Annotated in this window: 14 protein-coding genes and 1 pseudogene; 3 read left to right on the forward strand and 12 right to left on the reverse strand. The window is 67.5% G+C overall.

Going from position 1 to position 14,196, the window contains the following annotated elements; genetic code table 11:
- Positions 1 to 681 (forward strand): aldolase (locus tag LGR69_RS29640; protein ID WP_230368330.1); only part of this gene is annotated, 681 nt, incomplete at its 5' end.
- Positions 682 to 1,512: 831 nt separating this feature from the next.
- Here LGR69_RS29640 and LGR69_RS29645 read toward each other — a convergent pair.
- The 11 genes from LGR69_RS29645 to LGR69_RS29695 all read right to left on the reverse strand — a co-directional run bounded on the left by LGR69_RS29645 (position 1,513) and on the right by LGR69_RS29695 (position 9,307).
- On the reverse strand, positions 1,513 to 2,151 hold the full coding sequence (locus LGR69_RS29645; protein WP_091995165.1) for a cytochrome c oxidase assembly protein: 639 nt from the start codon (positions 2,149 to 2,151) through the stop codon (positions 1,513 to 1,515).
- Positions 2,144 to 2,761, reverse strand: a complete 618-nt coding sequence (locus LGR69_RS29650) for an SCO family protein (protein ID WP_210187145.1) — start codon at positions 2,759 to 2,761, stop codon at positions 2,144 to 2,146. The genes LGR69_RS29645 and LGR69_RS29650 overlap by 8 nt, the downstream gene beginning before the upstream one ends.
- The gene (locus tag LGR69_RS29655; protein WP_091995163.1) at positions 2,758 to 4,509 is read right to left on the reverse strand and encodes a cbb3-type cytochrome c oxidase subunit I; all 1,752 of its coding nucleotides are present in this window, start codon (positions 4,507 to 4,509) and stop codon (positions 2,758 to 2,760) included. The genes LGR69_RS29650 and LGR69_RS29655 overlap by 4 nt, the downstream gene beginning before the upstream one ends.
- Entirely contained in the window at positions 4,506 to 5,021 is a 516-nt protein-coding gene (locus LGR69_RS29660; protein ID WP_091995160.1) for a cytochrome c oxidase subunit II, read from the reverse strand. Before LGR69_RS29660 ends, LGR69_RS29655 begins: the two co-directional genes overlap by 4 nt.
- A 9-nt stretch (positions 5,022 to 5,030) precedes the next feature.
- Positions 5,031 to 5,186 (reverse strand): hypothetical protein, encoded by a 156-nt coding sequence (locus LGR69_RS29665; RefSeq protein WP_170867518.1) that lies wholly within the window; start codon positions 5,184 to 5,186, stop codon positions 5,031 to 5,033.
- Positions 5,183 to 6,112 carry a c-type cytochrome gene (locus LGR69_RS29670; protein WP_230368332.1) on the reverse strand — a complete coding sequence of 310 codons (930 nt, stop codon included), beginning with the start codon at positions 6,110 to 6,112 and terminating at the stop codon, positions 5,183 to 5,185. The genes LGR69_RS29665 and LGR69_RS29670 overlap by 4 nt, the downstream gene beginning before the upstream one ends.
- A gap of 32 nt (positions 6,113 to 6,144) precedes the next feature.
- On the reverse strand, positions 6,145 to 6,804 hold the full coding sequence (locus tag LGR69_RS29675) for a c-type cytochrome (RefSeq protein ID WP_230368333.1): 660 nt from the start codon (positions 6,802 to 6,804) through the stop codon (positions 6,145 to 6,147).
- A gap of 205 nt (positions 6,805 to 7,009) precedes the next feature.
- The gene (locus LGR69_RS29680; protein WP_307356090.1) at positions 7,010 to 7,315 is read right to left on the reverse strand and encodes a LysR family transcriptional regulator; all 306 of its coding nucleotides are present in this window, start codon (positions 7,313 to 7,315) and stop codon (positions 7,010 to 7,012) included.
- 10 nt (positions 7,316 to 7,325) lie between these two features.
- Positions 7,326 to 8,300 (reverse strand): molybdate ABC transporter substrate-binding protein, encoded by a 975-nt coding sequence (locus LGR69_RS29685; protein ID WP_091995150.1) that lies wholly within the window; start codon positions 8,298 to 8,300, stop codon positions 7,326 to 7,328.
- 10 nt (positions 8,301 to 8,310) lie between these two features.
- The gene (gene tetH / locus LGR69_RS29690) at positions 8,311 to 9,120 is read right to left on the reverse strand and encodes a thiosulfate dehydrogenase (protein WP_091995147.1); all 810 of its coding nucleotides are present in this window, start codon (positions 9,118 to 9,120) and stop codon (positions 8,311 to 8,313) included.
- A 46-nt stretch (positions 9,121 to 9,166) separates the two neighbouring features.
- Positions 9,167 to 9,307 carry a hypothetical protein gene (locus tag LGR69_RS29695; protein ID WP_170867516.1) on the reverse strand — a complete coding sequence of 47 codons (141 nt, stop codon included), beginning with the start codon at positions 9,305 to 9,307 and terminating at the stop codon, positions 9,167 to 9,169.
- Positions 9,308 to 9,538: 231 nt separating this feature from the next.
- Between LGR69_RS29695 and LGR69_RS29700 the strand changes: the two are divergent.
- A pseudogene (locus tag LGR69_RS29700) lies at positions 9,539 to 10,667 on the forward strand (IS3 family transposase).
- 134 nt (positions 10,668 to 10,801) lie between these two features.
- Here the strand turns inward: LGR69_RS29700 and LGR69_RS29705 are convergent.
- The gene (locus LGR69_RS29705; RefSeq protein WP_170867515.1) at positions 10,802 to 11,890 is read right to left on the reverse strand and encodes a YeiH family protein; all 1,089 of its coding nucleotides are present in this window, start codon (positions 11,888 to 11,890) and stop codon (positions 10,802 to 10,804) included.
- Between the two features lie 1,077 nt (positions 11,891 to 12,967).
- Between LGR69_RS29705 and LGR69_RS29710 the strand changes: the two genes are divergently transcribed.
- Positions 12,968 to 14,185, forward strand: coding sequence for a molybdopterin-dependent oxidoreductase (locus LGR69_RS29710; RefSeq protein WP_091995140.1), 1,218 nt, complete (start codon positions 12,968 to 12,970; stop codon positions 14,183 to 14,185).
- The last annotated feature ends 11 nt before the right edge of the window (positions 14,186 to 14,196 follow it).

Genomic DNA, 14,196 nt, shown 5'->3' on the forward strand with positions numbered 1-14,196 from the left:
TCTCCAGTCTCACCGATCGTGCGCCGGAAAACGCCCTCGATTGCGCCTCCGCCACAGTTCGATTGCGCGCCGCTACACCTAGTGAACCCCTACGGCCTCGCCTTCGCGGAGGTGACAGCGTCGAGCCTGCTGCTGTGCGACTTCCACGGCAACGTCGTCGAGGGCGATGGCCTGCCCGAGGCCACAGCCTTCCACATCCATGCCGAGTTGCACCGGCTGAAGCCGAACGCCCGAGCCGCCTTCCACACCCACATGCCCTACGCCACGGCGCTGGCCATGCTGGAGGGGCAGCCGCTGCTCTGGGCCGGGCAGACCGCCCTACGCTTCTACGGCCGGATCGCGGTAGATGAGGATTACAACGGGCTGGCGCTCGACGCGTACGAAGGTCAGCGCATCGCCGAGAGCGCCAGAGACGCCGACGTGGTGTTCCTGAAGAACCACGGCGTGATGGTGCTGGGCGAGACCATCGCGGAAGCCTGGGACGACCTCTACTACCTGGAGCGCGCCGCACAGGCGCAGGTGCTCGCCATGAGCACGGGCCGCACCCTCAAGATCGTTCCTGAGGAGATCGTGCAGCACGTGGCGGCCCAGGAGGCTGCTGGACGCGCCGAGAGCGCGCGGCTGCATCTGGAGAGCGTCAAGCGGGTGCTCGCCCGTGATGAGCCCGCCTTCCTGGCGTGAATGCCGTCTCCAGCACGTGCTGGGCTCGTTGATCTCGGAACCCCAATCATGGACGCTGAACTGACCGCCGCGATGATCGATTGGCGGCGCGATCTGCACGCCCATCCTGAGTTCGGCTTCGAGGAAAGGGGGCGTGTCGCAAACGTTCGACGGGCGAAATAATATTCTCCGAACAGGGCGTTACGGTGCCTGTTCACCGTCTGATGACCTGCCTCGTCGAGGTCGGTGAAGCCGTTTGATGGGGTCGGAACCGCCTCAGCGGATAGAGGTACCCCCCCGCTGAAAGCAGAATTTTCTGCGGCAAAAATCTTTGCGACAGCCCCAGGACAGCTGATCCAGGAGCCTGCGAAGGCGACGTGCCAGGCGCTGATCGGGCAAGCTCGCGCAGGCGATCTCAGCGTCCTGCCAGCCGGCGTCGCCGGCCAATACACCACCGCTCATCCGCAACGCCTCCGTGATTCGGCGTCACGGACAGAATCACGGCCGGTTCAGGCGAGGCAAACCTCAGACCGACGATGTGGGTAACTGTAAGCCTCACCGGAGGCGTACATTCCAGGCCACCAAACCGCCCTTGAAGCGTCGGGCGCGGACGCTGGCGCGCGACTGGCGCACAGGCGCACAGGCGCAACTGATTGCCTGGCAAATCGTTTCGCCAATGGGCTCAGCGGGCTAGGCGAAGCTCAAGTGGGCTAGATTTACTCCGCCCTACACAGCTGGACATTATGACAAACAAAGCAATTATATAGCATGAAAATCAAACGCTTCACGAACGTATAAATTGATATTGCGATCAGTGGGCGAAAGATGGTCAAGCTCAGCTCCCAGACTTGCTCAGATGGCATCGCGGCGCGCTCTAGACAGACCTAGCAGCAGCCAGACGGCAGCGAGTTGCATCGGAATGCCGGCCAAGAACATGGCGAACCCCGACCACTTCTGGTCGACGAGCGGTGGCACGTCCCAGCGGCAGATGACGTCGAGATAGGGCGTGTAGAGGACGTCGGGGCTGAGCATCCACACGACGGCGACCGCGGTCATCGGGACGCTCGCGACCCAGAGGAGCAGCGCCACCCGCCAGGCCGAGCGGACCTGACGCGTCGCCGGCATCGCCTGCGCCCACATCATGAGACCGGTCCCGAGTTCGAGCAGCCCGAGCGGGGCCGCGTACAGCGCGTTGGCCAGCGTGGGTTCGAAGATGCCGGGCAGGCTGACCGCGACGCTCAGGGTGCAGAAGGCCGTGAACGCCAGGATCGGATCCAGCGTCGCGGCGAGGAATCTCGCCGCGCGCGGTCCCGGGCGGTCGAGGGCGAGGAGAAGGAGGGGGGGAGCGATCTGGTTGAGCGCCATCAGAGCGGCGGTGTAGCTCGCCATCGAGGCAAGCGGGTCGCGTAGACCGAGGCTGGCTACCACCGTCACAGCGATGCCCGTGGCACCGGCCGCGCGGCGGAGGGAAGGAAGCGCTCGCTCAGGCATCGTGCAGAAGGACGCTGAGATCGTGAGCGAGCGCGACCGGATCCTGGGTTTGCGCGTATCCGTAGCGGAGGCGGCGAATTCCGCCCGGATCGACCGCCGTCACGAATGAGCTGTGGTCGAAGAAGCCACCTTCCGCTTTCCGCCACGTGACGTCCCATGCGGCGGCAGCCCGCGCGACCGCCGCGGGCGAGCCGGTCAAGCCGACGAAGGGCGGGCTGGGACCGAAGCTGCCAAGGTAGCCCTGCAATGCCGGGGCTGGATCCGCCGTGGGGTCGAGGCTGACGAAGGCCACACGCACCCTGGTGGCCTCTTCGGAGCTAAGATGGGCGAGCGCGGACGCCAAGTCGGCCAGCGTCGTCGGGCACACGTCCGGGCAGCGCGTGTAGCCGAAATAGACCAGAACCAGGCGACCGTGCTCGGCGGCGAGGTCGAATGGCCGGCCATCGGTCTTCGATAAGGCGAGCGGCGGCGTCGGACCGGAGGGGACCGGCGTACCGATGAGCGCGCCGCCGGAGCGTCCCCACTGCAGCGCGACGGGCGACAGGGTGATAAGCGCAACAGGCGGCAGCGCGCTCAGGACCGCCCGTCGCGTGATGCCGACACCTCTCACCAGACGACCCAGCCGCGGGCGGCGGTGACGTTCCGGAGGAATGGCCAAAAAATCGGCACGTAGGCCGCGGCGGTGGCGAACGCCGTAAATGCTGTGATGAGCCCGAGGTGTTCCAGGGCGCGGGCGAGCTTCGAGACTTCCTGATTGGCGACGATACCGACCGGCTCGCCGCCGTCGAGGGCGTAGCTCTCGCGGCCACCGAAGGCCTGAGCGAAGGGGATCGCCGGGCGCCGGTCGAGGCGGCGCGTACCGAGGCTGCCGAGGAAGACCGTGTAGAAGGCGATTGTGGCGAGCCACAGGATGCAACCGCCGATCGCCACGAGGAATAGAGCGAAGTAGGCGTCACCGTAGACCCGTTCGTAGACCGAGCGCGGCAGCATGGAGATCCAGGCCCGGCGCGGCACGCCATGGAGGCCCGCCCAGTGCATGCCGAGGGCGAATATCGACATCCCGGCAAACCACAGCCACGCGGCCGCGAGCGCCAGTCTCCGGCTGAGGAGCGCACGGCCGGTGAGGTGCGGCAACATCCAGAACGTCACGCCCATGAAGGTCAGCGCCGAGGCGGTCCCGACCGTGATGTGGAAGTGGCCCGGCACCCAGGTGGTGTTGTGGACGATGTTGTTGAGCTCCCAACTCCCGTTCACGATGCCGCCGGCGCCGCCGAAGATGAAGGTGAGCATGGCAAGCACCTGCGCGGCGACGCTGGGGTCGCGCCACGGTAGGGCGGTGAACCAGCCGAGCCAGCCCAGGCCGCCGCGCAGCCGCCCGGCGTATTCGAGGCTCAGCCCGATGGTGAAGGCGGTGACCAGGCTCGGCAGCGCCACCGACAGGGTGAGCGCGGTCAGGATGCCGCGCCAGACCGGCGAGAAGCCGGGATCGGTGAACTGGTGGTGACTGCCGACCGGCAGGGAGAACACGAGCAGCAGCGCGAAGGTTAGCCGCGCCATCGGGTCGGACACGAGCTTGCCGCCGATCTGCTTCGAGAGCAGCCCGTACCAACTCACGTAGGCCGGCATCAGCCAGAAGTAGACGATTGGGTGTCCGGTCCACCAGAAGAGCGTGCGGGCGACGATCGGGTCGATCGTGTCGGTCAGCCCCAACGCCCACGGGTTAAGCTGGACGATGAGTTCAATCAGCGCGCCGCCCCCGGCCAGCGCCCACATCAGCATAGTCGTCAGGCTCATGTAGGTGACGAGCGGCGTGACCTCCCCAGGCCGGCGCGCCTTCCAGCGGGCGCGCAGGTCGAGGAGGATCGGCAAAGGCATCAGGCTGCCGAGGACGACCAGCGTCATGCCGAGGTAGAACCAGGCGCTACCTTTCAGCGGCGGGTAGAACGTCCACAGCACGCTCGACGAGTTGTCGAACATGGCGACCAGCAGCATCAGCGTGCCGAGCGCCATCGCTCCGAAGCAGCCGCGCCACAGGGCCATGTTCGGCGCAAGCCCGAGCTCGCGCGCCGGCAGGTAGACCAGCAGGCCGCAAGTCACGAAGAACGTGAAGATATAGGCGTTGAGCACGCCGTGGATGGTCAGGCCCTGGTAGTAGCTCTTCAGGATCGGCGCGAGGGCCGGGTAGGCGTTGACGCCGCCGTAGTTGAGCGCCTGGAGCGGGCCGATCATCGCCCCGATCATCAGGGCCGAGAACCCCCAGACCAGGAAGGCCAGCATCGTGCGCCGCTGCGGTGCCAGAACGTCGGCGGGCGCGGCGACGGACGCGAGCAGCGCGCCGGGGATAGCGGTGGCGCTCATGCCGGATCTCCCGCGACGACGATGCGCCCGAGCATGCCCTGGTGCTCCAGTCCGCAATACTCGTTGCAGACGATGTTGAAGGTACCGGGGCGGTTGAAAGTGTAGGTGACGCTGCCGGTGATTCCCGGCACTGCCGTGACGTTGACGGTGGTGCCCTGGATGGCGAAGCCGTGCAGCACGTCGGCGCTGGTCACGCGGAAGGTGACGGTCGCACCCTTGGGGATGCGGAGCGGGCTCGGGCTCCAGCGCCACAGGCGCGCGACCACGGTGACGGTGTAGGCGTTCGGGCCGGTCTTCACGACGCTGCCCTCCGGTGCCTCGACCGCCGCCGGATCGCGGCGGAAGCCGTCGGTGCGCACCACGATGCCGTAGGCGTAGACGACGATGAACATCGTGCCGGCGAGCAGCAGGGTCAGCATCGCGACGGCAACGAACACCCAGACGCGCTCGTGCCGCTCGGCGGACTTGTGGAAGGCGTCCTCGAAGGCGGACGACGCGCCGGTCTCGCTCATCGCCGGTCCTCAGCTTCGAGTGTGGAAGACCAGCGCCGCGAGGCACCAGACGACGACGATCGAGGCGACCAGGAAGGCCGCCACCGCCCAGGTGCCTACCGGCCGCACGGGTTCGGTCGGGGCGGACGCGTCCGCGAGCGGCGGGGGGGCCGCGTCCCCGCTCATCGCTTCGGCCCCGCCTTCGCGTCCGGGACCGTGCCGGCCGGGGGCGTCAGCTTCGGATCGCCGAGCACTGCGCCGTCGACCGTGCGGCCGTACATCGAGTTCGGGTTGTCGTGGAACTTGGCGCGCGTCTCGGCCACGTCGCCGGTGAAGCGCGGGTCCTGCGGGCGGACCTGGCTGTCGACGTAGGTCGCCACGTCCCAGGATTGCTGCGGCGTCAGCGTCCCGCCCATGCCGAGCGGCATGTTGGCGTGGATGAACTCGGCCGCGTTCTTGATCGAGCCCATGCCCGCGCCCCAGTTGAACGAGCGCGGACCCCAGAGCGCCGGGAACACGACCTTGCCGTCGGCCGACTGGCCGAGGCCGTCGCCGCCGTGGCAGGCGGCGCAGTTCTCCGCGTAGACCTGCGCGCCGCGGACGTAGTCCGGCGCCAGAGCGGGCTTCGGCAGCGCCGGGAAGCCGCGGCCCTGGGGCTTCTCGCCGGTCGCGAGACCCTTTGCCAGGAAGAAGGAGTAGCTCTCCAGGGCAACGAGCACCGGGTCGCCGAGCGGGGGCACCTTGCCGTTCATGCTGTAGCGGAAACAACCCTGCAGGCGCTCCTGGAAGGAGTTTACGTGGCCGTTCTTCGAGCGGTAGGCCGGGTAGGACACGTAGGCCGCCCACATCGGCGCCGAGCCTGCTAGCCGCCCGGCGTCGAGATGGCAGTTCGAGCAGCGCAGGTCGTTGCCGACGTAGGCCGCTGCGTGTTCTCCCGGCTCGCGGAAGATTTTCTCGCCGAGGCGGACCTCGTCGCCGAACTTGCCGGCCGGGATCGCGTCCTCGGCCGGCGGCGTGAAGGGTGCCGGCGTCTCGGCCGCCCCGGCCGCCCCGGCCGCGTGCGGGAACCACGCCGTTGTGCCGGCGAGACCCACCACAGCTAGGGCCGACATGGCACAGGCGGTCGCAGTCGCTTGCATGAATTTCACGGCTTCCCTCCCACCGTCTTGCCAATGGTCTCGCTTGCCTTGAGGCCGGCCGCGTAGGCGGCCACCGCCTCGATGTCGGTCGGAGGCAGGCGCGCGGCGATCGCCCGCATGTAGGCGCCGCGCGGGTCGCGGACGTCGCCCGCGTGCCAGTTGTGGAGCTGCTCGGCGATGTAGGGGCCGGACTGGCCGGCGAGCCGCGGCGTGAAGTTGCCGACGCCTACCCCGTTCGGGCCGTGGCACTGGGTGCAGGCGATCAGGCCGACGCGCGCGTCCCCGCGCTGGAACAGCGTCTCCCCCCGCTTGAGCCGGGCGGCCGGCTCGGGGATCGGATCAACCGGCGCCGTGAGCGGCAGGTTGGCGAAGTAGTCCGCGACAGCCCGGCGCTCGTCGGCCGAGAGCGATGCGGCGTAGGGGGCCATGATCGCGTTGGCGCGCACCCCCGTGGCGAAGTGGCCGAGCTGGTCGGCCATATAGGAGGCGTGGAGCCCGGCCAGGCGCGGGATGCCCACGTCCGGCTGCCCGGCGCCATCAGCGCCGTGGCAGGCGGCGCAGGCCGGCCGGCCGGAAGGACCGGGCTGCAGCGCGATGGCGGCGCCGACGGCAGGATCGTCCTTAGCCAGGACGGGCACCGGAGCGAGGAGCGCGAGCGTCACCATCAGCGCAGTGCCCGTGCACGACGTCGAGCCGTTCGCGCCTTCGACGCCCCGGGTGCCACGCAATGCCGATGTCTTGGAGCTGTTTACCAACACGGATATGTAAGCTCTCATCGCGCTTCGGTCCATTCGTATGATCCGAAAGAATGTCTCCGATCGCAGAGGCGGGCGGATGCGACGGCTGGCCGACTCAGACGCCTTGCATGCCTCACCGCGCAACGTCCCTCGTGCTCGGCTTGGTCCGCAGCCTCGCGAGGCGCGCCCGGGCGGCATCGGCCCGCGCCAGCACCCCGCGCGCTTCCTCCAGCATCACCGTGCCGTGAGGCGTCAGGCGCAGGCCGCGCCCGACCCGATCGAACAGCGACAGCCCGTACTCGATCTCCAACGCGGCAATCGAGGCGCTGACGGCGGAGGGTGCCGCGTGCAGCGCCGCCGCGGCCTGCGTCAGGTGCTGCCGCTCGGCCACCGCCACGAAGACACGAAACTGGTGCAGGGTCATGATCCTGCCTCCCATCGCCGCCTCCTCAACCGCCGCGGTACGGCTTGAAGCCGTAGCGCTCGAAGATCTGCAGAGCGTCGGGAGACTGGATGAAGGCGAGCCACGCCTTGGCCGCTTCGGGATGGGCCGCTCCCTTCACTTCGGCGCCGGCGTAGACGGCGGTGGCGTTGTCCGCGTCCGGGATGTCGACGTGGCCAATGGGGTTGCCGACCTGCTGCTGGAACAGCGCCTCGGACTGCCACGTCACGCCGGCCTGTGCGCGGCCCTGCATCAGGAACAGCGGCGTCTGGCGATGGTGGATATGCGTGAGGATCGTCGAGCCGTCCTTGACCTTCGTGTCGTAGACCGCTGTCTCCAGATCCTTCCCGCCCGCCTTGGCCAGCGACATCTTGATCTGCCGCGCGATGCCCTCGAACTCGGGGTTGGGCATCGCGAGCCGGATGCCCGGCTTGCCGAGGTCAGCCAGACCCTTCACGCCCGCCGGGTTGCCCTTGGGCACCATGATGGTCAGCGTGTTGGTCACGTAGGGCACTGCCGGCCCGACGAGCTTGTCCTCGTGGATCAGCGCTTCGACCTTCTTGAGCCCAGCGAAATAGGCGTCGGGCTTGACCGTGAAGGTCATGTTGCCCACGGTGACCGTGCCGCCGGCCTCCATCTGCTTGACGAGCAGGCCCGGCGGGATCGTCTCCCAAAAGATCCGGCCCTTGTACTCCGGGTGGCTCGCCTCAAACGCCTTCACCAGCGGCGCCATCGCGAAAAAGTAGTTGCCGCCCACGAACAGCACGAGCTTCGGGTCGTCGAGGCTGCCGTGGAAGTCGGCGAGCACGTCGACCTCGGGCACGGTGAACGGCAGACCGCGGGGCGTGGCGTCGTTGTTGTCGCCGTGCTGCCAGGGCGGGAACGGGCCGGGCGGCCCCTTCGCGTCCTCGGCCCGCGCGGCGGAGGACAGGGCCAGTGCGAAGGCGCAGCCGGCGAGCAGGGCGTTGCGGAAATGGTGCATCGGGCTCTCCTCACTTCGCGTAGTGGAAGCCGGCCTGCTGCAGCTCGGGCAGCGTACCGACGGCACCGGGCGTGAGGATCACGCCGGGGATGAGGTGGTTGGTCAGCTCGGCCGCGAGCGCCTCGTGGCTGAGCTTGTCCGGGTTGACGCCCTTGGCGATCAGGCCGCCGGCCTCCTCCCAGATCGCGTTGTGGCAGGAGGTGAACACCGCGCCGCGCCGCATCAGCACCGGGATCGCGTTGTCCTCGGGCGAGAACACGCCCGCCGGATCCTCGAAGTTCTTCGGGTCGGCCGAGGCCGCCTTGCCCTCGACGATGAGCGTGTTCGACTTGAACTTCGGACCGGCGAGGTCGGCGAGCTTGTACTTTTCCCAGGTCTCCTGGTCGTAGAGCGCGAGATGGGCGGTGCCGTGGGTGGCCGAGACTGCGAGGAAGTCCGGATGGCGGAACGACCAGATCTGCGCGTTCAGGGCGTTGCGCATCAGGTTGAGCCAGGGGCTGGCGATGTCGGTGTTGTCCCAGACCTGCTTGGGCTTGGGTCGGTAGGCCATCACCTCCGTGAGCGCCTCATGGTCCCACTCCTCGGGCTTCGTGAGGATCATCGGCACGGTCTTGAAGTCGCGCCGCCGCGGCGCCTTGGCGAGGCGCTCCATAAGCGCGCGCAGGTCGCCCGCCCCCGCCTCGATGAGGGGAGCCTTGTCAGTCCCCGCGGCCCGAGCCGTGGCCGAAGTCAAGGCCGAGCCGACGGTCGCGCTGGTCGCGAGGCCGAGGCCGAGGCCTATGATCTGCAGCACGCCGCGCCGTCCAGTTTCGACAGTCATGACAGTATCTCCGCTCAGTGATGGGTCGGGTCGCCGATCCAGTCGGTCAGCCGATGATCGCGAGGCCGGCGACCGCCAGTGCGGCCATGGACAGCAGCAGTCCCCACAGGAGGACCCAGCGCATGCGCCCGCTGGTCTCTCCCTCACGGGCTTGCTCTGCGGTTTCGATGATGACTTGCTCCGACATGGCGTCAATCTTCTTCCGCGATCTGCGGCGGTTTCTAAGATGGCGGCCCGATATAATTCTTTCCAATAGAACGTTTAGATCATTGCAATCGTTCTTTAAGAACGTTTTGGCGGGAGATTTCCTTTGTCCCGGTGACCTGACCGGCTGGCTTTGGACCGGGCTGATTGAGAGGATCAGCCAGGACTGAAGGAGCTGGACATGAAGCGAGGTTAGAAGACGGGTGCGGAGCAGGTGGTGCTGAAGCTGCGCCAGATTGAGGTACAGACCGCGCAGGGTAAAAGTTTGGCGATAGCGTGCCGGGAGGCGGAGATCTCCGAGCAAAGCTACTATCGCTGGCGCAAGGAGTACGGCGGCCTGCAGATCGACCAAGCCCGTCGGATGAAGGATCTGGAGCGTGAGAACGCTCGATTGCGCCGGCTTGTGGCTGACTTGTCCCTGGAGAAGCAGGTGTTGGCGGACGTCGCAGCGGGACCCGAAGGGCAGCGTCAGCAAAACTTATAGCCCCGGAGCGACGCCGGCAGGCAGTCGACGCGATCCAGGAGAAGTACGGCCTCTCGGAGCGCCACGCCTGGCGGATCGTCGGCCAGCACCGGGGTACGCAACGCTACGTGCCCACGGTACCGGCTGACGAGGATGCGCTGACCCGCGCCATCATCGCCTTGGCGTCCAGTACGGACGCTACGGCTACCGCCGCGTCACCGCGCTGCTGCAGGCAGCGGGCTGGCAGGTGGGCAAGGACCGGGTTCAGCGGATCTGGCGTCGTGAGGGGCTCAAGGTCCCGCAGAAGCATCGGCCGCGAAGCCGGCTGTGGTTGAACGATGGCTCCTGCGTACGGCTGCGGCCTCTCCATCGCAATCACGTCTGGAGCTTCGACTTTGTGCAGGGCCAGACCCATGACGGGCGAAGCCTGCGTATCCTGACGCTGATCGACGAGCACAGTCGCGCCTGCCTAGCGCTAAAGGTCGCGAGGCGCATCAACAGTCTGGGTGTGATCGAGGCGCTGGCCGATGCGATGTGCCTGCATGGCATCCCGGAGAACATCCGCTGCGACAACGGCCCGGAGATGATCGCGAAGGCTTTGCGGAAATGGGTCGCCAAAACCGGCCCGCAGATCCAGTACATCGCACCAGGATCGCCGTGGCAGAATGGCTACTGCGAGAGCTTCAACGGCAAGCTTAAGGACGAGTGCCTACGCCAAGAGATCTTCTACTCACTCAAGGAGGCACAGACCGTGATCGGTATGTGGCAGAATAACTACAACCGCGTTCGACCGCATTCGTCCTTGGGCTATCGGCCGCCCGCGCCTGTCACCTTCCCGGACCTGGCCTTCCGGCTACCCATGGCCGCCACCATGCAGTAGCCTCTCAATCGGCTCGGTCCAAAATACCGGTCAGGTCAAGAGCAGCACGGCATCGATCAAGAGCATGAGACTTTACTCGTTGAGCGGACGGCTGGACCGTCCGCATTGGAGCGGTATCGACGTCAGGGCACCGCTCAGGCGATGCCGAGCAGGCGGATGAGTGCGAGGCTGACGCCGGTGAGTGCGGCGAGCGAGGCGACCACCGCCAGCGTCACCCGCGCCCCAGCTCCCGCCACGCTGCGCACGTCCACGCCAAGGCCGAGCGCTGCCATCGAGACGATGGTGAGCAGGTTGGCGGTCGCCGCGATCGGGGGCAGCGCGGCCTGCGGGATCAGCCCGGCCGAGCGCAGGCCGGCCATGGCGAGGAACGCCAGGATGAACCACGGCACCAGCCGGTGCAGCGCCACGCGCCCGGGCCTCGGCCGCTCGCCGGCGGTGACGTGCGGGGCCGCCACGTCGGTCTCCTCGCGCAACCGGCTCGCGCCAAGCGAGAGCGCCAGCACCACCGGACCGAGCATCAGCACGCGCACCAGCTTGACCAGAGTGCCGACCTGCACGCTCAACACGGCCACCGGCGCGGTGGCGGCCAGCACCTGCGGCACAGCGTAGACGGTCAACCCGGCAAGCACGCCGTACTGCATCGGCGACAGGCCAAGCAGCGGGACGAGCAGCGGCAGGCCGAGGACGACGAGGACGCCAAGCACGGCGGTGAAGGCAATGGAGGAGGCGACATCCTCAGCCTCGGCGCCAATCACTGGGGCGGTCGCGGCGATGGCCGAGTTGCCGCAGATCGAGTTGCCGCAGGCCACCAGGATGGCGAGCCTGGGGTGTAGCCCTAGCGCGCGACCGATACCGTAGCTCGCGGCGATGGCGAGCGTCACCACGGCGGCGATGCCGACGAGCAGGCTGGGGCCGGCGGCGAGCAGGGTAGTGACGCTGAGCGAGGCGCCGAGCAGGACGACGGCAACCTCCAGCACGGTCTTGGCGCCGAAGGCAATGCCGGGAAAGAAGCGCGGCCCCGGGTTCCAGGCAGTGCGGACGGCCGTGCCGAGCACGATGGCGAGCACCAGCGCTTCCAGCCAGGCGCGGCCGAACAAGTGCTCCTCGGTTGCCTCCAGGCCGACTGCGACGGCAGTGACCGCGAGACAGAGGCCAAGGCCCGGCAGAACGCGGTGCATGGCTCCGGTCGACATGCGGCGCGCGGTTAAAGGCTTGATCTGCATCGTGGTTGGCTCCGGTGCGGTAGCCCACCATTGCGGATCGAAGGGCGCCGATCCAACAGAACGTTACGATCATTCCGATCGTTTTATAGACACGATGCTTGATCGGTTTCGGCTCAACCCGCCTGCCGCCTTTGGTGGTGGCGCCGTACTTGGGGCGTTAGGCGGGCTGAGCCGCACCATGACCTATCCGTCAGGCCGGTGCATCTCACGACCAGAAGCCTTTGACACAGCGCCGTGTCCGTGACCCTGACTCGGTTTGTGGTCCACGACCTATGCAAGTTCTCGGGCTGTTGGAGTTGACCCGGTTTGTGGTCCACGGCCTATGCAAGTTCTCGGACCGTGACAGCTTGGTTGGCGAAGGCTCGGGGCGTCAAGCCGCCCAGGGCCGTATGAGGTCGGTCTTCGTTGTACAACCTCTCAGCACAAGACCCATAGTACCGGCGCTGGCGACGACGGTGTCGTCGTCTACGGATGGCATCCGTGAGCCGGGCGTGCGGTTCGCCTTCACGAGGTGATCGGGCGCGCAGCAGGTACGGCCGCGCGCTGCACACTCGTGGACGCGCCAGCCGCACGCCTGCAGGAGATCCCGGTCTGGATGCTCGATCCCGTCGCGTGCGGGGCGATGCGGGCGACGCCGCAGCCGGTCGCGGCCTTGTCCGCGCTGATGAGCTTGTGCGTCCTGCTCGCTGCGGCGGGCAAAGGCCATGTCCCGCGCCGAGCAACGCTAGCATCGCCCGAGTCCTCGGGAGATTGCCATGCCACAGCCTCCGCGCCGACCGCGCCAGTCGAACCCGCAGCTCGAACTCGGCCTGACGCAAGGGCCGTCGACTCTGACGCCGCCAGCCTGAAGCAGCCTGCCGATGGCGACGCAGCAGACCCTCAGCGGAGCGTTGAAGGGGAACACACTGTGCCCGGCGCCGGCCCGTACATGCTCCACGGCCGACGAGAAACACTGATCTGCAAAATCGATCGAAACGAGCAGGTCATTCTATTGGACGGCCCACAGTGGAGAAGATATCCCTCGCATATCGTGGTGCGGGTGCTCAGTGCGCCGCGCCCGCAAGGCGGAGAACACCCTTGAACCACCGCGCCCTGTCACGTCGTGCAGTCCTCGCCGGTCTCGGCTTCGGCAGCCTCGGTGCCGCCGCGCCTGCCTGGGCCGCTGGCTCGGTCAAGCTACCGCTGCCCGGCGGCCCCGACGCGCGCGACCTCACGACCGCCTTCCCCGGCAAGGGGTCGATGATCCTGCAGCGCACCCGCCCGCCCTTGTTGGAGACGCCGTTCGAGGTGTTCGACCAGGGTGTGTTCACCCCCAACGACCGCTTCTACGTGCGTTGGCACTGGGCCTCGATCCCCACCGAAGTCGATGCCCCGAGCTTCCGCCTCAAGATCCACGGCCATGTCGAGAAGGAACTCTCCCTCTCGCTCGACGACATCGTCCGCCTGCCGCAGTTCGAGATCGCCGCGGTCAACCAATGCTCGGGCAACTCGCGCGGTCTGTTCGAGCCGCGTGTCTCCGGCGCACAATGGGCTAACGGCGCCATGGGTAACGCGCTCTGGACCGGCGTGCGGCTCAAGGACGTGCTCGACCGGGCCGGCGTGAAGGCTGGCGCCGTGCAGGTGCGTTTCAATGGCCTCGACGAGCCTGTGGTCGCCGACGCGCCCGACTTCAAGAAGTCGCTGGATCTCGATCACGCCCGCGATGGCGAGGTGATGATTGCCTACGCGATGAACGGCGAGCAGCTGCCACTGCTCAACGGCTTCCCGCTCCGGCTCGTGGTGCCGGGCTGGTACTCGACCTACTGGGTCAAGATGCTGTCCGACATCGAGGTACTCGATCATGCTGACGAGCAGTTCTGGACGAAAACCGCCTACCGCATCCCCGCCACTCCTGGCGCGAATGTCCGACCCGGGGAGACCGGCTACGCCACCGTGCCGATCAACCGGATGGTGCCGCGCTCCCTGCTGACCAACGTCATGGCTGACGCCTCGGTGAGGACCGGGGCTCCGCTCAATCTGCGGGGCATCGCTTTTGGGGGCGATTGTGGGGTGAGGACCGTCGAGGTCTCCCCTGATGGCGGGCAGAGCTGGCTTGCCGCTGCTCTCGGCAAAGACGAGGGCACCTACAGCTTCCGTCGCTTCGAGGCGAGCCTTCCTGCCCTGGTCGCTGGCCGGCACGAACTGAAGGTCCGCTGCACCAACACGAAGGGCGTGGCTCAGCCGCTGGAGCCGACCTGGAACCCGAATGGCTTCATGCGCAGCGTGGCCGAGACCACGCCCGTCGTGGCATCCTGAGGCGAGGAGCA

Origin of the sequence: Methylobacterium brachiatum (assembly GCF_020523825.1) — a bacterium.
In the GTDB taxonomy this organism is placed as follows: Bacteria; Pseudomonadota; Alphaproteobacteria; order Rhizobiales; family Beijerinckiaceae; genus Methylobacterium; species Methylobacterium brachiatum.